At 74.7% G+C, this 19368-nt stretch carries 16 protein-coding genes; 8 read left to right on the forward strand and 8 right to left on the reverse strand.

Annotated features, from left to right (window positions below; translation table 11 throughout):
* Window positions 1–277: 277 nt before the first annotated feature.
* The 3 genes from AMOR_RS00640 to AMOR_RS00650 all read right to left on the reverse strand — a co-directional run bounded on the left by AMOR_RS00640 (window position 278) and on the right by AMOR_RS00650 (window position 4666).
* Window positions 278–1216, reverse strand: a complete 939-nt coding sequence (locus AMOR_RS00640; protein ID WP_248357530.1) for an MvdC/MvdD family ATP grasp protein — start codon at window positions 1214–1216, stop codon at window positions 278–280.
* Window positions 1217–1236: 20 nt separating this feature from the next.
* Entirely contained in the window at window positions 1237–1407 is a 171-nt protein-coding gene (locus AMOR_RS00645; protein ID WP_248357531.1) for a hypothetical protein, read from the reverse strand.
* Window positions 1408–1729: 322 nt separating this feature from the next.
* A complete protein-coding gene (locus tag AMOR_RS00650) occupies window positions 1730–4666 on the reverse strand; it encodes a serine/threonine-protein kinase (protein ID WP_248357532.1) in 2937 nt (978 codons plus the stop codon).
* Between the two features lie 181 nt (window positions 4667–4847).
* On the opposite strand from AMOR_RS00650, the gene ppnP reads away from it, so the two are divergent.
* From ppnP to AMOR_RS00665, 3 genes are all read left to right on the forward strand, one after another.
* Window positions 4848–5129 (forward strand): pyrimidine/purine nucleoside phosphorylase, encoded by a 282-nt coding sequence (gene ppnP, locus AMOR_RS00655; RefSeq protein WP_248357533.1) that lies wholly within the window; start codon window positions 4848–4850, stop codon window positions 5127–5129.
* Between the two features lie 69 nt (window positions 5130–5198).
* Entirely contained in the window at window positions 5199–6326 is a 1128-nt protein-coding gene (locus tag AMOR_RS00660; RefSeq protein ID WP_248357534.1) for a PrsW family glutamic-type intramembrane protease, read from the forward strand.
* Window positions 6327–6389: 63 nt separating this feature from the next.
* Complete coding sequence (locus tag AMOR_RS00665; RefSeq protein WP_248357535.1) at window positions 6390–7724, forward strand: hypothetical protein; 1335 nt, start codon at window positions 6390–6392, stop codon at window positions 7722–7724.
* 51 nt (window positions 7725–7775) lie between these two features.
* Here the strand turns inward: AMOR_RS00665 and AMOR_RS00670 are convergent, their stop codons facing one another.
* The 5 genes from AMOR_RS00670 to AMOR_RS00690 form a co-directional block, all read right to left on the reverse strand.
* Window positions 7776–8879, reverse strand: a complete 1104-nt coding sequence (locus AMOR_RS00670) for a radical SAM protein (RefSeq protein WP_248357536.1) — start codon at window positions 8877–8879, stop codon at window positions 7776–7778.
* A 1-nt stretch (window position 8880) separates the two neighbouring features.
* Complete coding sequence (locus tag AMOR_RS00675; RefSeq protein WP_248357537.1) at window positions 8881–9231, reverse strand: peptidase associated/transthyretin-like domain-containing protein; 351 nt, start codon at window positions 9229–9231, stop codon at window positions 8881–8883.
* 68 nt (window positions 9232–9299) lie between these two features.
* A complete protein-coding gene (locus AMOR_RS00680) occupies window positions 9300–9728 on the reverse strand; it encodes a thioesterase family protein (RefSeq protein ID WP_248357538.1) in 429 nt (142 codons plus the stop codon).
* Window positions 9725–10501 carry a class I SAM-dependent methyltransferase gene (locus tag AMOR_RS00685; protein WP_248357539.1) on the reverse strand — a complete coding sequence of 259 codons (777 nt, stop codon included), beginning with the start codon at window positions 10499–10501 and terminating at the stop codon, window positions 9725–9727. The genes AMOR_RS00680 and AMOR_RS00685 overlap by 4 nt, the downstream gene beginning before the upstream one ends.
* A gap of 66 nt (window positions 10502–10567) precedes the next feature.
* On the reverse strand, window positions 10568–11713 hold the full coding sequence (locus AMOR_RS00690; protein WP_248357540.1) for a YkgJ family cysteine cluster protein: 1146 nt from the start codon (window positions 11711–11713) through the stop codon (window positions 10568–10570).
* A 151-nt stretch (window positions 11714–11864) separates the two neighbouring features.
* On the opposite strand from AMOR_RS00690, the gene AMOR_RS00695 reads away from it, so the two are divergent.
* From AMOR_RS00695 to aceE, 5 genes are all read left to right on the forward strand, one after another.
* The gene (locus AMOR_RS00695) at window positions 11865–13283 is read left to right on the forward strand and encodes an efflux RND transporter periplasmic adaptor subunit (RefSeq protein WP_248357541.1); all 1419 of its coding nucleotides are present in this window, start codon (window positions 11865–11867) and stop codon (window positions 13281–13283) included.
* 8 nt (window positions 13284–13291) lie between these two features.
* On the forward strand, window positions 13292–14053 hold the full coding sequence (locus tag AMOR_RS00700) for an ABC transporter ATP-binding protein (protein ID WP_318653843.1): 762 nt from the start codon (window positions 13292–13294) through the stop codon (window positions 14051–14053).
* Window positions 14050–15276 (forward strand): ABC transporter permease, encoded by a 1227-nt coding sequence (locus AMOR_RS00705; protein ID WP_248357542.1) that lies wholly within the window; start codon window positions 14050–14052, stop codon window positions 15274–15276. The genes AMOR_RS00700 and AMOR_RS00705 overlap by 4 nt, the downstream gene beginning before the upstream one ends.
* Before the next feature lie 2 nt (window positions 15277–15278).
* On the forward strand, window positions 15279–16574 hold the full coding sequence (locus tag AMOR_RS00710) for a TolC family protein (RefSeq protein WP_248357543.1): 1296 nt from the start codon (window positions 15279–15281) through the stop codon (window positions 16572–16574).
* A 128-nt stretch (window positions 16575–16702) separates the two neighbouring features.
* Window positions 16703–19366, forward strand: a complete 2664-nt coding sequence (aceE, locus tag AMOR_RS00715; protein ID WP_248357544.1) for a pyruvate dehydrogenase (acetyl-transferring), homodimeric type — start codon at window positions 16703–16705, stop codon at window positions 19364–19366.
* Window positions 19367–19368: the final 2 nt, after the last annotated feature.

Below are 19368 nucleotides of genomic sequence, written 5' to 3' on the forward strand. Positions count from 1 at the left end.
GGGCAGGCCCTGGACTATCGGGAAAACCCTGGGGTGGATGGCGCCGCGGAAGGGAGCGTTCACCGTCGGCGAACGCCCCCTCACCCTACCCTCTCCCCCACGCATGAAGCCGCGCGGGGGAGAGGGAAGACGGTCTTCCAAGATCACCGACCGGTGGTCTCCAAAGACCACCCTCACCGTTCGGCGATGGACCGTTACCGTGGACCACCATGGAATCTTCCCTCTCCCCCACCGGGGGAGAGGGCCAGGGTGAGGGGGCTCGTTCGCGGTACGTGGCTCACGCATCCCCTGCCAGCAAGGCCGCCAGCGCCGCGGTGATCGGCTGCCCCGTCCGCTGCTCCACGAAGAACCACTGGCCGCCGGGGTTCACCTCGAGGAAGAACCAGGCGCCGTCGTCGCGGCGGCGGAGGTCGATCGCGCCGTAGAGGAGTCCCAGGTCGCGCATGAGGCTCCGCAGGCCCGACGCAATCGCGGGGGGGAGCGCGCAGGCGTTCACGCGGCAGCAGGCGTAGGCGTCACGGAAGTCGTCCGGCGACGCCGTCTCCCGCGCGTCGATCTCCGCCGCGAACAGCTCTTCGCCCACCGCGGTCACCCGGACGTCCACGCCCGGGATCCGCTCCTGGAAGAGCACCGGCGCGAGGCGGACGGCGTCGAGCCTCGCGAGGTCGGCCGGGAAGACCCGGCGGGTCGGGCGCGCGTGCGCCTCGGTGGCGAGGAGCGGCTTGTGGATCGCGCCGCCGTCGCCGAGCGACGCGAGGAACGCGCGCGCCTCGTCGGGATCGCTCGTCACGAGCGTCCGCGGGACCGCGAGGCCGGCGGCCGACGCGAGCGCGAGCTGGTACGGCTTGTGGCCGGCGGCCTCGTCCGCGGTGGGCGCGTTCACGAACGTCGCGCGGAGCGACGCGAGGAAGCCCATCACCGCCTCGCCGGTCTGGCGCACCGCGAAGTCGGCGTGGGCGAGGCCGAGCCCGGGCGCCGGCGTGAACGGGCGCGGGCGGCGCCACCAGACGGCGGTCACCTCGTCCGCTCGGACGAGGGTGGTCGCGCCGAGACGCAGCTCCAGCGGACGCGCGTCGGGGCCGTACCCCGCCACCACCCGCCCGCGCACCGGCAGGTCCGCGAGGTCGAGGACCGTCGCGGCCGCGCCCTGCCGGGCGAGGGCGTCCAGGACGAGAGGCGCGTGCTCGTCTCCGGCGTGGGTGATGGCGAGGATCACGGCTCCCCTTCCCCTCGGCGCTACGGGGTCACGGGCGCGGACGGCGCCGCGTCGTCGGCCTCGAGGCCGAAGGGGACCTCGGCGGCGGCCGTCGCGTCGCTCTCGACGTCGGCCGCCTTGTCGCGCGGCGGCGGGCAGAGCGGCGCTCGGGTGAGATCGAAGATGAAGTTGGTCTCGTACGTTCCGGACATGAGTGCCTCCTCGTTCGACCGCGCGTGGCTCGCGCGGCTAGCGGGGCAAGGAATGCCGGAGGGGCGGACACGATCCGCCGATCACTGAACGTCGGAGCAGCAACGGCTCATCGCAGCCGACCGCGCCTGATCAGCCCGCTCGTGGGTGAGCCGGTCGAACTACGGGCGCGGCCGGAGCCGCCCTTCGACCGGCTCAGGCCGAATGGGGTCGATTGGCTCGCAGCGAACGGGAGGCGATTGCCTCTGGCGAACGGAGGTCGAACTCGCTTTAGGGCGAACCGCGGTCAGTCGGCTCGGGGCGCACGGGGTCGTGGTGCCCTGATCAGAACCGCGCTCCGACGGCGCGGGCGTCGCGGAGCAGCGGCAGATCGCGGTCGGCGCGCGCGAGAATCGCCAGGAGCCGATCGGCCTCGCGACGCGCCGCGGCATCGTCTCCGAGCGCGTGATGAGCGCGCGCGGCGATGAGGACCGACCGGAGAAAAGCGGACGGGTGCCACTGGCCGGCGGGCGGGACGCGCCGGAAACGCGCGACCGCGGCGAGCGCCTCCCGGTGGTCACCGGCCGAGGATGCGACCTCCGCCGCGAGATACGCGGGCGCCAGGCAGGCGGTCGGCGCGGGATCCTCCGCCTCGAGCACGGCGAGTCGGGCCAACGCAGCGGTCGCGTCACCCGCGTGCGCGGCGCGCAGCGCGTCGAGCGACTCCCGGACGCAGCGCGACCCGTCGGCGAGCGGCGCCGCGCGCGCGTCGTCCCCCACCAGCGCGACCGTGAGGGCGAGCGTACCGGTGTAGATGGTCCCGTGATCGAGCGCGACCACGCGCGCGGCCTCCCCCGCCACCGCCGCCCGATCCCAGCGAGCGGCGACGAGCATCGCTCGCGTGAACCGGTAGGTGAGCTCCTGGACACCGCTCGGGTCGAATCGCGACACTCGCATCCCGTTCGCCGCCGCGTCGTCGACGAGCCGGAGCGCGTCCCTCACCCTGCCCTGGCCGACGAGAGCGCGCGCGATCAACGCAGAGCGCCCCGGCTGCTCCGGAAGCGCAGCGGCCTCCGCCCGCGCGGCCGCCTCCGCCGCGACGAAGTCCCCGGTCGCCATCGCCGCGATCCGGACCAGCCGCGCCTCCGCGTCGCCCCGCTCCGCGACCGCCTCGCGCGCGACGGCGAGCGCCCGTTCCGGCGCACCGAGCCAGAGCTGCGCCTGGACCAGCGCCTGGCTGCGCCGGGCCGAGCGCGGCTCCGCCTCCACCCGCGCCGCGAGCTCCCGGAGGTCGTCCCGGCGGCCGAGCCGCCCGAGGCTCTCCACCCACTCCATGAGCGGCTCCTCCTGCTCCGGCGCGAGCTGGACGAGCTTCTCGAGGTAGCGGAGCGACGCCGCCCAGTCGCCGCGGGCGATCTGGAGATCGGCGGCCGCCTGGAGCGCGGCCGGGTCGTCCGGCGACTCCGCGATCGCGGCCTCGTAGAGGCGCGCCGCCTCGTCGAAGCGGCCGGCGTGCCGCGCTGCCAGGGCGCGGACCAGGTCCGAGTCCCGCGCCGGCAGGCGATCGACCGCGCCGAGCGCCGCCTGGAGGTGCGGCCGCGACCACTCCGCTGGCGCGCCTTGCGGCGAGGCGATCAGGGCGAGCTGGTAGTGCGCGAGCGCGAAGCCGGGGTCGTCGGCGAGGGCGTCCTCGAACTGCTTCGCGCACCCCGTCGACGCCGACGGCGCCGCGTGGCGTCGCGCGAGGCAGTCCAGGCCCTCGTAGTAGTGCCGCGCCGCCTCGGCGCTCGACGTCACCGCCTGCGTCACCGGCCGCCGGATCTTCCGGTCCGCGGCGCGCTCGGCGAGATCCTTCCGGACGTGGTCGGCGAGGACGTCCACCGCGCGGGCGAGGTCGTCCGCGCGCGCGACCGGCGCGTCCGCGACGAACAGGGTCCGCCCGCTCTCGGCCTCGACGGCGCGGACCTCGACCACGCTCCGCCCGTCCTCGCGGCGCGCCGAGGGGACGAGCACGACCGCCGCCCCGGCGAGCCGCGCGAGGGCGCGGGCGCGCTCGGCGTCGAGCCGCGGCGCGTCGGGCAGCCGCGCCTCGCGCGCGAGCTGGTCGAGCCGCGCCGGCGGGACGAGCCGGACGCGGCGCGACGGCGCGAGCGCGGCCTGGAGCAGGCCCGGCGTCGCGTCGAGGGCGGGCTCGCCGGAGACGTTCTCCAGGGCGGCGAGGACGGCCTTCGTCCGCTCACCCGCGGGCGGCTCGCGCGTCGCGAAGAGCCACCCCGCGACCGATGCCGCGACGACCGCCGACGCCACGGCGCCGGCGAAGACCCGCCGGCGGACGCGCCCGGCGTGAGCGCGCCGGATCGCGAGGAGCGCGTCGCGCACGTCGCGCGCGTCCTGCGGCCGCTTCGCGGGGTCCCGCTCGACGAGCGCGCCGACGAGCTTCCGGAGCCCCGCGGGGGCGGCACGGAGCGGGAGCACCGGCGCCGGCCCGGGCTCCTGCGCCTCGCTCCAGCTCTTCTCCGCGCGGTACGGCCGGCGGCCGGTGAGCGACTCGAACAGGATCACGCCGAGCGCGAAGAGGTCGCTCCGCGCGTCGCCGCCGCCGGTCCACTGCTCCGGCGCCATGTACGCGGGCGTGCCGCCGGAGCCGCCGCCGCGGCCGAAGAGGTGGGCGAGGCCGAAGTCGAGCACCTTCGCGCGGCCGTCGGGGCCGAGGTGGACGTTCGCGGGCTTGAGGTCGCGGTGCACGACGCCCTGCGCGTGGGCGTGGACCAGCGCGCGGGCGACGTCGATGGAAATGGTGAGCGCCTCCTCGAGCGGGAGCGGCGCGCGCCGGAGGCGGAGGTCGAGGGGCGTCCCCTGGAGCAGCTCGAACACGAGGTACGGTCCGGCCGGCCCGTTCCCGAAGTCGTGGAGCGTGACGATGTTCGGGTGGTTCAGGCTCGCGACCGCGCGCGCCTCGCGCTCGAGCCAGCCCTGCGCGTGCGCCGCGATCCTCGTGCCGGGCCGCAGGACCTTCACCGCGACGCGCCGGCCGAGGTCGCCGTCGTCCGCCTCGAAGACGATCCCGAAGCCGCCCTTCCCGAGCTCGCGGACGATCCGGAACCGGCCGATGCTCCCGCCGGGCCTCAGCTCCGGCGACCACGCGGCGGCGCCGACCGGGATCTCGTCGGTGCGGGCCAGCTCGGCGAGGAGCGCCGAGAGCTGGGTCGTCAGGTGCTCGCGATCGGCCGGGCGCGCGGGGGAATCTGCGCTCTCCGGCGCCGGGATCGCCTGCTTCGACACGCTGCCTCCCCACCGCGCTGGAACCGGCGCCCCTTCTACCAGAGGACCGGGCCCGTCACCCCGCACGCACGGTACGGGATCCTCCCCGGGTCCGCGTGACGTAGCGGCGACCTGCCGCGGCGGGGCTAGAGGCACCCGGCGCGTTGACCTCCCGCGCGGCCGCGTGCTTCCATGCGCCGCCATGATCAAGCACAACACGTACTTCGACGGGAAGGTCCAGAGCCTCGGGTTCGAGCGGAACGGCCGCCGCGCCACCGCGGGCGTCATCGACGTGGGCGAGTTCCACTTCGGCACCGACGCCGCCGAGCGGATGACGGTGGTCTCGGGCGAGCTGCTCGTGAAGCGCGCCGGCGAGGGCGCCTGGGTGCCGTACCCGGCGGGCACGGTGTTCGAGGTCCCGGCGAAGAGCGGGTTCGACGTGAAGGCGACCGCGCCGGCCGCGTACCTCTGCGAGTTCCTGTAGGCGCTGGAGGCCGCACCCCCCGCCCGCCCGCGCCGGGCGCCCCGCGGCGTGCCTAACATCCGAGGGGCGATGCGCTACTACTACGCGGCCGGGGGGTCGGTGCGCGGCCCGGCGACGCTCGACGAGCTCTCCGGCCTGTCCGCGGGCGGCGTCCTCCCGGACGGGACGCCGGTGTGGTCGGAGGACGGCGCCGGCCCGACCCCGCTCCGCGAGGTCCTCGTCCCCCCGCCGCCTCCGCTCCCGCCCGCCGGCCCGTCCGGCGTGCCGCCGCTCCCGCGCGGCGAGCCGGCCGGCCCGGATCCCGCGGCGCGGCGGCCGCCGGCGCGCACCGTGACGGCGCTCCTCGCGGAGTACTTCTCGCCGCGAGAGATGTGGCCGCTCCTCACCTCGTCCCGGTTCTGGATGCTGTACGCGCTCGCGGCGGCGCCGATCCTGATCCTCGCCCTGGGCGCCGACGACCCGACGAGCTGGCTCTTCTTCTACTTCTCCCTGGTCTGGGCGGTGCTGTTCCACCGGCTCGTCCAGCCGGAGCGGCGGACCGGGATCCTCGCCGCCCTCATGTACGTCGCGTCCATCGCGTTCACGATCCCGGCGCTCATGGCGTACCTGTCCACGCCGCCGTTCGTGACCGACGCGCTCATCGTCTCGAGGAGCGCGCTCGCGCGCCTCGCCGGGTTCGTGCTCGGCGTGGGCGTGCGCGAGGAGGCGTTCAAGATCCTGCCGCTCCTCGCGCTCGCGATGTGGCGCGGGGTCCTGGGCGTGCGGCTCACGCTGCGGCAGGGGATCTTCCTCGGCGCCATCAGCGGCCTCGCCTTCGCCGCCACCGAGAACCTCGCCTACCTCGCGCAGTTCGAGGCGCACGACCGGCTCGCGTACCGGCTCGGCGTCTTCAGCCAGGAGAGCCTGGAGGGGACGCTGACGCGCCTGCTCCTCACCCCGTTCATGCACGGCGCGTGGGCCGGGATCTCCGGGTACTTCGTCGCCCTGGCCGAGTGGCAGGCGCGCCGGCGGTGGACCTTCCGGATCGCGGGTCTCGCCGGCGTCGCCGCGCTGCACGGGCTCTACGACTTCTTCGCCGGCACCCCCGCGCTCGCGCTCGTCGTCATCGCGTTCACGCTCCACGTGCTCGTCCGGTGCATGGCGCGGGCGGCGAACGAGGCGAGCGGCGTCGACCACCTCGAGCACCAGCTCGGCTGACGGCGCCGCCGCTTTCGCCGCGCGCGAGGCCGCCCGGAGGCGTATCCTCCGCGGCCGTCCGCCGTGATCGTCCCGCTCCTCCTCGCCGTCTGGCTCGCCGCGCTCGCGCTCGCCCTCGCCCTCGCGCGACAGCTCCGCCCGGCCGAGCGCGCCGTGCTCGCGCTCGCGACGGCGCTCCTCGCCGCCGCTGCCATCCTCTCCCCGTTCGCCGCGATCCACGACGCGTGGGCGCACTACATGCACCTGCGGGACGTGCCGAAGGACCCGCGCGCGATCCTGTTCCCCTGGGACCGCCCCGGCTTCGTCCTCCTCCAGGCGGGCCCCGCCGCGTTCGGCTACCGCGCCGCGCGGCTCGCGGCGATCGTCCCGGCGCTCGTCGCGCTCGCGGCGACGATGCTCGCCGCGCGCCGGCTCGGGCTCGTCCGGCCCTGGGCGGCCGGGCTGCTCGTCCTCGCGCAGTACGACTTCTTCGGCCAGGGCGCGTCCACCATGACCGAGCTGCCCTTCGCGGCCGCGCTCGCGGTCGCGGCGCTCGGCTGGGCGGAGGACCGGCCGTGGCTCGTCGCGGCGGGCCTCGGGTGGATGGGCATCACGCGGCCGGAGGGGCCCGCCTTCGTCGCCGCCGGCGCGGCCGCGATCCTGTGGCGGTGGCGCGACGTCCGCCCGGCCGCGGCGGCGTTCGCGCCCTTCGCGCTCTACTGGCTCGTCGGCGCCCTCGCCTACGACGACGTCCGCTGGATGGTCACCGAGAGCCCGTACCGCGGCCTCGTCGGCGTCCGCGTCGGCTGGGGCGAGCTCGTCCACAGCTACTTCTTCACGGCCCTGAAGCTCTCGCAGCCGCCGGTGCTCGTGGTGCTCGAGGCGCTCGGCGCGGCCCTGGCGCTCCTCGGCCCGGCGCGCGCGCTCCGGTTCCTGCTCCCGCCGATCGCGCTCCTCTTCCTGCTCCTCTCGTTCCTCCGCATCGGCCTCACCGACGCGTGGCGCGAGAGCCGCTACCTCGTCGAGATCGCGCCGGCGCTCGGGCTGCTCGCGGCGGCCGGGCTCGAGGCGGCGCTGGCGCGCCTCCCGCGCCTCGCGCCCCCGCTGCTCCTCGCGTACGCCGCCTGGGGCGCCGCGGGGATCCTCGAGTGGTACTGGGTCCTCGTCGGCGTGCGCGCGCCCGGGTTCGAGCGCGCGCTCTTCGGCGGGCTGCTCGCGCTCGCGGCGGCGCTCTGGCTCGCGCGCCGCCTCCTCGCGCCGACGCTCGCGCTCGGCGTGCTGCTGGTGATCCCGCTCGCGGCCTTGCCGCCCGGGGCGCTCAGCCGCCACCGCCCCGACATCCGCCCGTCGCTGCCGGACGGCTCGCCGGATCTGCGGCCGGTGACGCCGGCAAGGCCGCCCACGGTGGGCCCGGGATAGCGCCCTCCGCCTGCACCGAGCGCAGGGCGGGAGGATCCGGAGTCGAAGGGCTCATGGCGAACGCAGGGGGGGAGCGCCCCCGCAGGCCGCGTCCCGCGTGCAGCACGCCGTCGCGCCGGCCTCGCCGTCCCACAGGTGGAGCGAGTTCCCGAGGCACCGCGGGAAGTCTCGGCACCCTGCGCAGGCGCCGGTCCGCATCCAGCCGCGTTCCCGGTGGGGCGCGAACCGGCGCTCCCACACCTCCACGAGATCGTCGCTGCGCACGTTGCCCTGCACGAGCGCCCGGCTCACGCTCGGGCACGCGCCGATGGCGCCGTCGCAGAGCACCGACGCGACCGAGATGCCGGCCCGGCAGAAGTACGGCTCGTCGCGGACGGCGCGGTCGATGGCGGGCGGCAGCCAGCCCTCGCAGGAGAGCTGGATGCGGAGCGCGCCCGGCGGGCGCCGCGCGGCGGCGATGAAGTCGAGCAGCCGCCGGAGCTCCGCCGGCCCGAGGAGCAGGTCCGGGTGCTCCCGCGCGCGCCCCCTCGGGAAGATCGGGAAGAGCCGCCACGCCGGAACGCCGCTCGCCTCGAGGAGCGCGCGGACGGAGTGCAGCTCGTCGAGGTTCGCGGGGTGGACGCAGGTCACGACGTCGGTGAAGCGGAGCAGCCCCGCGGCGTGCGCCTCGGCGGCGGCGCGGATCGCCCGGAGCGCCCGGTCGAACGCGCCCGGCGCGCCGCGGAGCGCGTCGTGCGAGGGCCGGAGCCCGTCGAGGCTCACCGTGAGGCTCTGGAGGCCGCGCCCGAGGAGGTGGCGGAGCGCGGCCGTCCCGAGCGCCTGGCCGTTGGTGACCATCCCCCAGGCGAGGCCGCGCGCGTGGATCCGCTCCAGGATCCGGTCGAGGTCGGGGCGGCAGAGCGGCTCCCCGCCGGTGAGCACGAGCACGAGCGTACGCGGGTCGAACCCGTCCGCGATCCGGTCCACGACGGCGAGCCACTCGTCGGTCGAGAGCTCGCCGTCGCGCGGGGTGCGGTCGCAGTCGGAGCCGCAGTGGCGGCAGCGCAGGTTGCAGCGCGACGTCACCTCGAGGAAGAGGTAACGGAGCGGGTGGACGCGCGTCTCCAGCCGCCGATACAGCGGGTGAAGGGCTCTCCTCGGCCAGCCGCGCGCCACGCTACGGGACCGGATCCAGCTCGACGAGCAGGTCGCGCTGCTCGCCCGGGGGGACACCCTCGACGAGCTTCGGCTGGTAGGCGCCGTTGTCCGCGCCGTCGACGTCCTCGAAGCGGAGCGCGGCGCAGTCCGGCTCGCCGGGGTGGAACGCGAAGTAGAAGCTCCCGTCCGCCCAGGTGGACTCGGAGCGATCGGCGCAGCTCACGCGGATGCCGCCGATCCCGAGCTTCGTGCCCGCGTCCACGACCTTCCCGCCCTTGCTGAACGCGTACGGGATGCCGTAGCAGCACGCGATGAAGACCGTCACGACGCTCGACACGAGCCCGAGCGTCAGCCGCTCCAGACGACGCATGCGCCCTCCCTCTCCCCGGCGCGCGGCGCCGGAACCCCGGAGATGAGAGCACGCGGGCGGCGCCGTTGTCACCTCGGGACGGCGGCCGCCGCCTTCTCCCGCGCCTTCTTCCGGAACCGCTCGCCGTCGAGGACGACGCGCTCGTGGGTGCCCTCCCCGATGGCCTCGACGTCGTCGTGGAGCTTCACCGAGAAGGTCACCTTCCGCCCCTCGACCTTCAGCACCGTCACGTCCACCGTCACCATGAGGCCGGGCGGCGTCGCCGCGGTGTGCGTCACCCAGACGCCCGTCCCGACCGACTGCTCGCCGGGATCGAGGTGCGGCTGCATCGCCTCCATGCACGCCCACTCGAGCGCGCCGACCATGTACGCCGTCGCGAACACCTCCGGCATGTCCCGGAACAGCGGCGACTCCGGGTAGACGTGCGGCACGGTCTTGTCGTCGGGGACGCGGTAGCGGAAGTGGTGGGCGATGCCGGCGACGAGGGAGGGCTTCATCGGAGCTCCGGGTCGGGGGACGCGCCGACGCGGCCGGCGCGCAGGGTGAGGGGCCAGGTGACCGTCCGGATGCGGTCGCGCGGCCCCCACGCGGCGGCGAGGTCGTCCAGCACGAGCACGAGCGGGTCCTCGCCGCGCACCTTCCGGTAGCGGCTCACCGAGGACCAGGTGCCGAGGTAGCCGAGCAGTCGATCCAGGTCCCAGCGCTCCTCGAGGACGAACGTGGGCGCCGCCAGCTCCGGCCACGGGAACGGCAGCGTCCGGTAGCCGCTCTCGACGTGGGCGCGCTCGGGCGGCCAGTACGGGCCGACGATGTCCGTGTAGAGCCGGTCGACGTGGGCGTCGATCTCCGGCGCGACGCTGGAGCGGCCGTACGTGAACGCGGCGAAGACCGCGCCGGGACGGCAGATGCGCGCCAGCTCGCGGGCGAAGGGCGCCGGGTCGAACCAGTGGAACGCCTGCGCGGCGATGACCAGGTCCGCGCACGCGTCCGCGAGGCCGGTCGCCTCGGCGGGGGCGGCCCGGTAGCTCACGCCGGCGCGTCGCTCCGCGTGCGCCACCTGCTCGGCGCTCGGGTCGATCCCGATCACCGCCTGGAACCGGCCGGCGAGCCCGACCGACGCCTGCCCGTTCCCGCAGCCGAGGTCCACGGCGAGGTCGCGGCGCGGCGCGGCGCCGGCGAGCCAGTCGAAGAGGGCCGGCGGATAGCCCGGCCGGAACGCCTGGTAGGCGCCCGCCACCCCCGAGAAGTGATCCTTGAAGCCCTGGGCCACGGCGGTGCCTCCGCGGGCCGAAAACTAGGCGCGGGACCCCCGCGAGCGCCAGCAGAAACCGGGGCTTCACCGGGTGTGCGTGGCATCCGGCGGCGGCGGTCCCTGCGCCGGCACGGCGCGGCGCGGCGGCGGCGCGAGGACCCGGTGGCGGTACAGCTCCAGCAGCACCCCGTCCGCGAGGTCGGCCCGGTCCTCCGCCCGGAGCCGCGCCCGCACCGCCTCGACGGGCGCGTCGCCGGTGAACTTGGCCAGGAGGCGGTACGCCTCGCCCGGCAGCGCCACCGCCTCGAGCGGGCTGTACGCGCCGAGCGCGACCGAGCCGTCCGGGAGCCACGCCACCGTGGTCGAGGGATCGAGGCGCAGCACGGGCGGGAGCGCGGAGGACGTCGCGGCGTCGGCGGCGCGCGCGAGCTTCCGGCGCGCGAGGGTGCCGTCGAGCCCGAGCAGCGCGTCCACGTCGGCCGCGGAGAGCCCGCGGACGAAGCGGTGGCAGGCGCGATACAGCTCCGTCTCGCGCCCCGCCCACGCGCCCCACGCCGCCGCGTACTCCGCGTCCGGCGGCGCGGCGCCGTCGATGTCCTCGGGCCCGGGCGGCGCGGTGCGCGGCGCCGGGTCGAGCTCGCTCTCGAGCAGCTCCGGCGCGACCTCGAGCAGCGCCGCGCGGACGAGCTGGATCTCCACGAGGGAGAGGTACTCCTTCACCGCGGTCCACAGCGCGCGCCCGTCCGCGCCCGCGACGTACCGGCAGAAGTACGTCGAGCAGACCGCCTCGCGGTGCGCCCAGATCGTGCAGGCGCCCGTCCCCTCGTCGTAGAACGGGCAGCGCAGGCCGCGGGCGCGGCCGAACGCGCCGCGCGCGCCGTCGTAGAGCAGCGTGTAGGCGCGCGGCGGGTGGATCCAGCCGGGCAGGACGCCGACGCGCGACGCGATCCGCGCCTCGACGCGGCGGCGTCCCTCCGCGAGCCGCGGGTCGGGATCGTCGAGGAGCGCCCCCGCGAGGTAGCCAGGGAGGCGCGGGTGGAACGTGCAACACTTGGTGTCGGCGCGGAAGGTGCGCGGCCGCCCGTCGAGCGAGGGCACCACGCCGCACCCGCCCTCGAGCATCGCGCAGGACGCGCAGGTCGCCTTCGACTCCTCCGGCACCTCGCGGTCGAGGGGCGCGCCGAGGAGATCGTGGTAGAGAGCGGGCAGCGCGTCGCGGAGCGCCGGCATCGTGGAGTCCGTGTGGGCCCGGGCCGGGCCGTGCGGGAATCTAGGGTGCGGATCCCGCAGGTCGTCTACCCTCCCGGCCCGTAACAATCGTTCACGTTCCCCACAGGTCGTCGCAACGGCGGCCCGATACTTCCGGGGGCGGAGAGACAACGTGACCAGACGCCGCCTCCTCATCCTCGCTGCAGCCGCCGTCCTCGTCGCCGGCTCGATCTTCGCCTGGCGCGCGACGCGCAAGCCGGCGGGCGTTCGCTACGACACCGCGCAGGCCGACCGCGGCCCGCTCACCGCCAAGGTGACGGCGAGCGGGACGCTCTCCGCCGTGGTCACCGTGCAGGTCGGCAGCCAGGTCTCCGGCCGGCTGGCCGAGGTGCTGGTCGACTACAACTCGTCCGTGAAGAAGGGGCAGCTCATCGCCCGGATCGACCCGCAGCTCTTCGAGGCGGCGGTCGAGCAGGCGCGGGCGAACCTCGCCGCGGCGCAGGGGAACCTCGAGAAGGCGAAGGCGCAGGCCGTCGACGCGGATCGCGTCGCGCAGCGGACCGCGGCGCTCGCGGAGCAGAAGCTCGTCGCCCTCGCGGACCGCGACACGGCGGTTTCGAACGCGGACGCCGCGCGCGCCGGGGTCGCCGCGGCGAAGGGCCAGGTCCAGCAGAACGCGGCGGCGCTCCACCAGGCGGAGGTGAACCTCGCGTACACCCGGATCGTCTCGCCCACGAACGGCACGGTGATCTCGCGGAACGTGGACGTGGGCCAGACCGTCGCGGCGTCGCTGCAGGCGCCGACGCTGTTCGTGATCGCCGAGGACCTCGCGCGGATGCAGGTGGACACCAACGTCGCCGAGGCGGACGTCGGGAAGCTCAGGGACGGGATGGCGGCGACGTTCACCGTCGACGCGTTCGCCGGAGAGAAGTTCGAGGGCGTCGTGCGGCAGATCCGGTACGCCGCGCAGACCGTGCAGAACGTCGTGACCTACGACGCGGTGATCGACGTGCAGAACCCGCAGCTGAAGCTCCGGCCGGGCATGACCGCCAACGTGACCTTCGTGTACGCCGAGCGCGACGACGCGCTCCGGGTCCCGAACGCGGCGCTCCGGTTCCGGCCGGCTCCGGAGGTCCTCGCAGCCATCCGCGCGGAGAGCGGCGCGGCCCCTGCGGGCGATGGCGGAGGGCGGCGCCGCGGCGGCGCGGCGGCGCCCGCGCCCGGCGCGCAGGTGAACGCGGATGGCGCGCCGGGGAGCGCGAGCTCCCAGCCCGGCGCCGGCGGCCCGCCGGCCGGCGGCCGCGACGCCGGCCGCGCGAACGGCAACGCCGGCAACGGCCGCACCGCAGTGAACGGCACCGGCGCGGCCGGGCCAGGCGGCCGCGAGGAGCCGGGCCGCCGGACGCTGTGGGTGCTCCGTGGCGGCAAGCCCGTGGAGCTCCGCATCCGGACCGGCATCTCGGACGGGACGATGACCGAGGTGATCCAGGGCGACCTCCAGCCGGGCGACGCGTGCGTCGTGGACGCCTCCGGCGGCGCCGGTGGTCGCCCCGCGGGCGCCACGGGCGGCCGCGGCCCGAGGCTGCTCTAGGAGCGCCGATGGCCGCGCTGATCGAGCTCCACGACGTCGCGAAGACCTACGAGATGGGCGACGTCTCCGTGCAGGCGCTCCGGGGCGTCACGCTCGACGTCGCCGACGGCGAGTTCGTCGCCGTGATGGGCGCGTCGGGGTCCGGGAAGTCCACCCTCATGAACGTGCTCGGCTGCCTCGACCGCCCGACCCGCGGCGTCTACCGCCTCGCCGGCGACGAGGTCTCCCGCCTCGACCGCGACGCCCTCGCGAGGATCCGGAACCGCACGATCGGGTTCGTCTTCCAGAGCTTCAACCTCCTCTCCCGCACGAGCGCGCTCGAGAACGTGGAGCTCCCGCTCCTCTACTCCGGGCTCCACGCGCGGGATCGCCACGCCCGCGCGACCGAGGCGCTCGCGGCGGTCGGGCTCGCCGACCGCGCGGACCATCACCCGAACCAGATGTCGGGCGGCCAGCAGCAGCGCGTCGCGATCGCGCGCGCCATCGTCACCCGGCCGCGCCTCGTGCTCGCGGACGAGCCCACCGGCAACCTGGACTCGCGGACCAGCGTCGAGGTGATGGCGCTCCTCCAGGAGCTCGGCCGCCACGGCATCACCGTCGTCCTCGTCACGCACGAGCCGGACATCGCGGAGTTCGCCGGGCGCGTGATCACGATGCGGGACGGGCTCGTCCGATCCGACGAGCGGCGGACGCCGCGCGTCGCGACGCCCAGGCCGGCGGAGCCGGAGGAGGCCGCGCCGGCGGCCGCGGCGGGGGAGGGTCGGCCGTGAACCCGCTCGAGACGATCCGCGTCGCCTGGCGCGCGCTGCGCCGGAACAAGATGCGCTCCTTCCTGACCGCGCTCGGCATCGTGATCGGCGTCGGCGCCGTGATCGCCATGGTCGCCATCGGCGACGGCGCGCGCGTCCGGGTGGAGCAGAGCTTCGCCGCGATGGGCTCGAACATGCTCATCGTGATGCCGGGGACGACGACCTCCGGCGGCGTCCAGGGCGGGTTCGGCTCGCTCCCGACGATCACCTGGGACGACGTGAAGGCGGTGCAGACCGAGGTCCCCTCCGTGCGCTGGGTGTCCCCCGGCCTGCGCTCGACCGCGTCCGTCATCGCCGAGGACCAGAACTGGACGACGGTCGTGAACGGCGTCTCGCCCGACTACTTCCAGATCCGGTCGTGGCCGGCGGCGCGTGGCGCGATCTTCGCGCCCTCGGACATCGACTCCGGGACGAAGGTGGTGCTCCTCGGGAAGACCGTGGCGGAGAAGCTCTTCGGCGGGGCCGATCCGGTCGGGCAGGCGGTCCGGATCAAGGACGTTCCGTTCCAGGTCGTCGGCGTGCTCGCCGCGAAGGGCCAGTCGCCGATGGGCCAGGACTACGACGACGGGGTGTTCGTGCCGTACTCGACCTTCGGCGCGAAGATCCAGGGCGGCCTCAAGAACGTCGTGCAGGGCGTCGTCTTCGTCGGCGCCACGAGCGCCGACGCGACCGCCAAGGCGCAGCGGCAGATCACGGATCTCCTCCGCGACCGCCACCGCCTCGCGGAGGGCGCGGACGACGACTTCTCCATCCGGAACCTGACCGAGATGGCGAACGCCACGCAGGAGGGGACGCGCACCCTGACGACGCTGCTCGCCGCCATCGCGGCGGTGTCGCTCCTCGTCGGCGGCATCGGGATCATGAACATCATGCTCGTGTCGGTCACCGAGCGGACGCGGGAGATCGGGATCCGGATGGCCGTCGGCGCCCGCCCGCGGGACATCCTCCTCCAGTTCCTCGTCGAGTCCCTCGCGCTCGCGGTCGCGGGCGGCGCCATCGGCGTCGGGCTCGGGCTGTTGACGGCCGAACGACTCGCGCAGTCGTTCGGCTGGCCGATGCTGGTGCGCCCCGACGTGATCGTCATCGCGGTGGCGTTCAGCGGGCTCGTCGGCGTGGGGTTCGGCCTGTACCCCGCGCGGAAGGCGTCGAGGCTCGATCCCATCCAGGCCCTGAGGTTCGAATAGCCATGCGGATCCCCGCCCTCCTCCTCGCGGCCGCCCTCGCCCAGGCGGCGCGCGCCGCGGAAGCGCCGCCGCCGCGCGTGCTCACGCTCGACGAGGCGGTCCAGACCGCCGTCGCGCACCAGCCGCAGCTCGCGCAGGCCCGCGCGTCCGCCACCGCGGCCGGCGCCCGCGCCGATCAGGCCCGGGCCGACCTCCTGCCGCAGGTGAACGGGCAGGCCCAGATCTTCCGCCGGACCACGAACGGGACCACGCTCGGCGGCGCCTCCACCGGCTCGTTCGACACCCAGAACCAGTTCTCGTTCACCGCGAGCGCGAACCAGCTCGTCTGGGACTTCGGCCAGACGACGGGACGGTGGACCGCGGCGCGGCGGAGCGCCGACGCCGAGCGGGAGAGCGCGCGCGAGAGCGAGCTCACCACCGTCCTCGACGTCCGCACCGCGTTCTTCCAGGCGCGCGCCGCCCGGGACCTCGCGCAGGTCGCGCGGGCCACCCTCCAGAACCAGCAGGCCCACCTCGCGCAGATCGACGCGTTCGTGAAGATCGGGACCCGGCCCCCGATCGACCTCGCCACCGCCCGCACGAGCGTGGCGAACGCGCAGGTCCAGCTCGTGCAGGCGGAGAACAACTACGCGACGGGCCGGGCCCGCCTGAACCAGGCGATGGGCGTCGAGGGCCCGCTGGACTACGAGGTCGCGAGCGACACGCTCCTCCCGGTGGACGGCGAAGACGCGACCGCCGACGTCCTGCTCGACGAGGCGCTCCGGGATCGCCCGGACCTGGCCGCCGCGCTGCGGCGGCTCGAGGCGGCCGACTCCAGCCTGGGCTCGGCGCGAGGCGGGTACTTCCCCGCGCTGTCCGTGGGCGCGAGCGCGACCGACGTCGGCACGGACGCGCCCGACCTGCGGCGGACCTGGAACGTCGCCTTCGGCGCGACGCTCACGGTCCCCATCTTCGAGGGGGGGCGCACGCGCGCGCAGGTCGCCGAGGCCGCCGCCAACGTCACCGTGGCCACGTCGCAGCGCGACACGCTGCGGCAGCAGATCCGGGTGGACCTCGAGAACGCGCGGCTCACGGTCCGCGCGGCGAAGACGAGCCTGGACGCGTCGCGGGACGCGCTCGACAACGCGCGCGAGCAGCTCCGGCTCGCCGAGGGCCGCTACCGGACCGGCGCGGGGAGCGCGCTCGAGCTGTCCGACGCGCAGCTCGCCGCGACGAACGCCGAGGCGCAGCAGGTGAACGCGGAGTACCAGCTCGCGAGCGCGCGGGCGCAGCTCCTCGCGGCACTGGGCCGGCGCTAGACGGCGCACCCGGCCCACTCGGAGGGGGGTCGCCGGGCCGCCCCGCCTCCTCGGGCCCAAACGGCGGTTTGATCCGCCCGGTCGGCCCCATTAGGTCATCGCCGTTCCTCCCAGAATCGAGAGACGGCATGGACCAGAAGCTCCCCGACACGGATCCGCAGGAGACGCGCGAGTGGCTCGACGCCCTGGAGGGCGTGCTGGAGCGCGAGGGCCCGGACCGCGCCCACTTCCTCATCGAGCGGCTCATCGCGCAGGCCCGCGGCCGCGGCGCGTACCTGCCGTTCTCCGCGAACACCGAGTACGTCAACACCATCCCGGTGGAGCAGCAGGCGCGCTTCCCCGGCGACTTCGCGCTCGAGCAGCGGATCCGGCACTACGTCCGCTGGAACGCGATGGCGATGGTGGTCCGGGCGAACAAGCACACCAACGTCGGCGGCCACATCGCGAGCTTCGCCTCCGCCGCGACGCTCTACGACGTCGGCTACAACCACTTCTGGCGCGCCTGGACCGAGGACAAGGGCGGCGACCTCGTCTTCATCCAGGGCCACTCCTCGCCCGGCATCTACGCCCGCGCGTACCTGCTCGGCCTGCTCACCGAGGAGCAGCTCGACAACTTCCGGCAGGAGGTCGACGGCAACGGGCTGTCCTCGTACCCGCACCCCTGGCTCATGCCGGAGTTCTGGCAGTTCCCGACCGTGTCGATGGGCCTCGGCCCGCACATGGCGATCTACCAGGCCCGCTTCATGCGCTACCTGCACGACCGCGGCCTCGCGAACACCGAGGGCCGGAAGGTGTGGACGTTCTGCGGCGACGGCGAGATGGACGAGCCCGAGTCGATGGGCGCCATCGACCTCGCCGGGCGGGAGAAGCTCGACAACCTGATCTTCATCGTGAACTGCAACCTCCAGCGGCTCGACGGGCCGGTGCGAGGGAACGGCAAGATCATCCAGGAGCTCGAGAGCACGTTCCGCGGCGCGGGCTGGAACGTCATCAAGGTGATCTGGGGCCGCCACTGGGACCCGCTCCTCGCGAGGGACAAGGACGGCGCGCTGCGTCGGCGGATGATGGAGGTGGTCGACGGCGAGTACCAGGTCTACAAGTCCCGGGACGGCGCGTTCGTCCGCGAGCACTTCTTCAACACGCCCCAGCTCAAGGACCTCGTCTCCGAGCTGTCGAACGAGGACGTCTGGCGGCTGAACCGCGGCGGCCACGATCCCTTCAAGGTGTACGCGGCCTACGACGCCGCGGTGAAGCACGTCGGCCAGCCCACCGTCATCCTCGCGAAGACCATCAAGGGCTACGGAATGGGCGAGGCCGGCGAGGCGATGAACATCGCCCACCAGCAGAAGAAGATCCCGGTGGAGGCGGTCCGTCGCTTCCGCGACCGCTTCGACCTGCCGGTGCCCGACGACCAGCTCGAGAAGCTGCCGTTCCTCCGGTTCGAGGAGGGCTCGAAGGAGCTCGAGTACATGAAGGCGCGCCGGCGCGAGCTCGGTGGGGATCGGCCGAAGCGCCGCCGCCGCGCGCCGATCACGCTGAAGGTGCCGGAGCTGTCGGCCTTCGACCGGCTCCTCCAGTCGAGCCAGGACCGCGAGCTGTCCACCACGATGGCGCTCGTCCAGATCATGCAGCTGCTCTCGCGCGACAAGCAGCTCGGGCCGCGCGTCGTGCCGATCGTGCCGGACGAGGGCCGCACCTTCGGCATGGAGGGCATGTACCGGCAGATGGGGATCTGGAGCCACGTCGGCCAGCTCTACACGCCGGAGGACGCGCAGCAGCTCGCCTACTACCGCGAGGACCGGCAGGGCCAGGTGATCCAGGAGGGCATCACCGAGGCCGGCGCGATGTGCGAGTGGATGGCGGCGGCGTCGGCGTACTCGATCCACGCGACGCCGACCGTCCCCTTCTACCTCTTCTATTCCATGTTCGGGTTCCAGCGGACCGGCGACTTCGCCTGGGCGGCAGGCGACATGCGCTGCCGCGGGTTCCTCGTGGGCGGCACCTCGGGCCGGACCACCCTGAACGGCGAGGGGCTCCAGCACGAGGATGGCCACTCGCACGTGCAGTCGTCGGTGATCCCGAACTGCCACTCGTACGACCCGACCTTCTCGTACGAGGTGGCCGTCATCGTGCAGGACGGGCTCCGCCGGATGCTCGCGGAGAACGAGGACGCGTACTGGTACATCACCGTGCTGAACGAGAACTACGTCCACCCGGCGATGCCGGAGGGCGCGGTGCCGAACATCGTGAAGGGGATGTACCTCTTCAAGGCGGGCGCGCGCTCCGCGCCGAGCGCGCCGCGCGTCCAGCTCCTCGGCTCCGGCGCGATCTTCCGCGAGGTGATCGCCGCGGCCGACCTGCTGAAGAGCCAGTGGGGCGTCGACTCGGACCTGTGGGCGTGCCCGAGCTTCACGGAGCTCGCGCGCGAGGGGAAGGCGATCGCGCGGGAGAACATGCTGCACCCGGGCGCGCCCGCGAAGCGGTGCCACGTCGAGCTCTGCCTCGCCGAGGCGCCCGGTCCCGTCGTCGCCGCCACCGACTACGTCCGGACGTTCCCCGAGCAGATCCGGCCGTGGGTCCGCCAGCGGTACGTGACGCTCGGCACCGACGGGTTCGGCCGGTCCGACACGCGCGAGAAGCTGCGCCGCTTCTTCGAGGTCGACCGGCACCACGTGACCGTCGCGGCGCTGAAGGCCCTCGCCGACGACGGCGTGCTCCCGGTCACCAAGGTCGCGGAGGCGATCCAGAAGTACGGCATCGATCCGAACAAGCCCGCCCCGTGGACGGTGTAGGG

The organism is Anaeromyxobacter oryzae (genome assembly GCF_023169945.1).
GTDB lineage: Bacteria > Myxococcota > Myxococcia > Myxococcales > Anaeromyxobacteraceae > Anaeromyxobacter > Anaeromyxobacter oryzae.

Bases quoted from the DNA above. Each gene is read 5' to 3' on its own strand.
- AMOR_RS00645 (WP_248357531.1), bottom strand. From the start codon at position 1,407: ATGTCCGGAACGTACGAGACCAACTTCATCTTCGATCTCACCCGAGCG.
- ppnP (WP_248357533.1), top strand. From the start codon at position 4,848: ATGATCAAGCACAACACGTACTTCGACGGGAAGGTCCAGAGCCTCGGG.
- AMOR_RS00660 (WP_248357534.1), top strand. From the start codon at position 5,199: ATGCGCTACTACTACGCGGCCGGGGGGTCGGTGCGCGGCCCGGCGACG.
- AMOR_RS00675 (WP_248357537.1), bottom strand. From the start codon at position 9,231: ATGCGTCGTCTGGAGCGGCTGACGCTCGGGCTCGTGTCGAGCGTCGTG.
- AMOR_RS00680 (WP_248357538.1), bottom strand. From the start codon at position 9,728: ATGAAGCCCTCCCTCGTCGCCGGCATCGCCCACCACTTCCGCTACCGC.
- AMOR_RS00690 (WP_248357540.1), bottom strand. From the start codon at position 11,713: ATGCCGGCGCTCCGCGACGCGCTGCCCGCTCTCTACCACGATCTCCTC.
- AMOR_RS00700 (WP_318653843.1), top strand. From the start codon at position 13,292: ATGGCCGCGCTGATCGAGCTCCACGACGTCGCGAAGACCTACGAGATG.
- AMOR_RS00710 (WP_248357543.1), top strand. From the start codon at position 15,279: ATGCGGATCCCCGCCCTCCTCCTCGCGGCCGCCCTCGCCCAGGCGGCG.
- aceE (WP_248357544.1), top strand. From the start codon at position 16,703: ATGGACCAGAAGCTCCCCGACACGGATCCGCAGGAGACGCGCGAGTGG.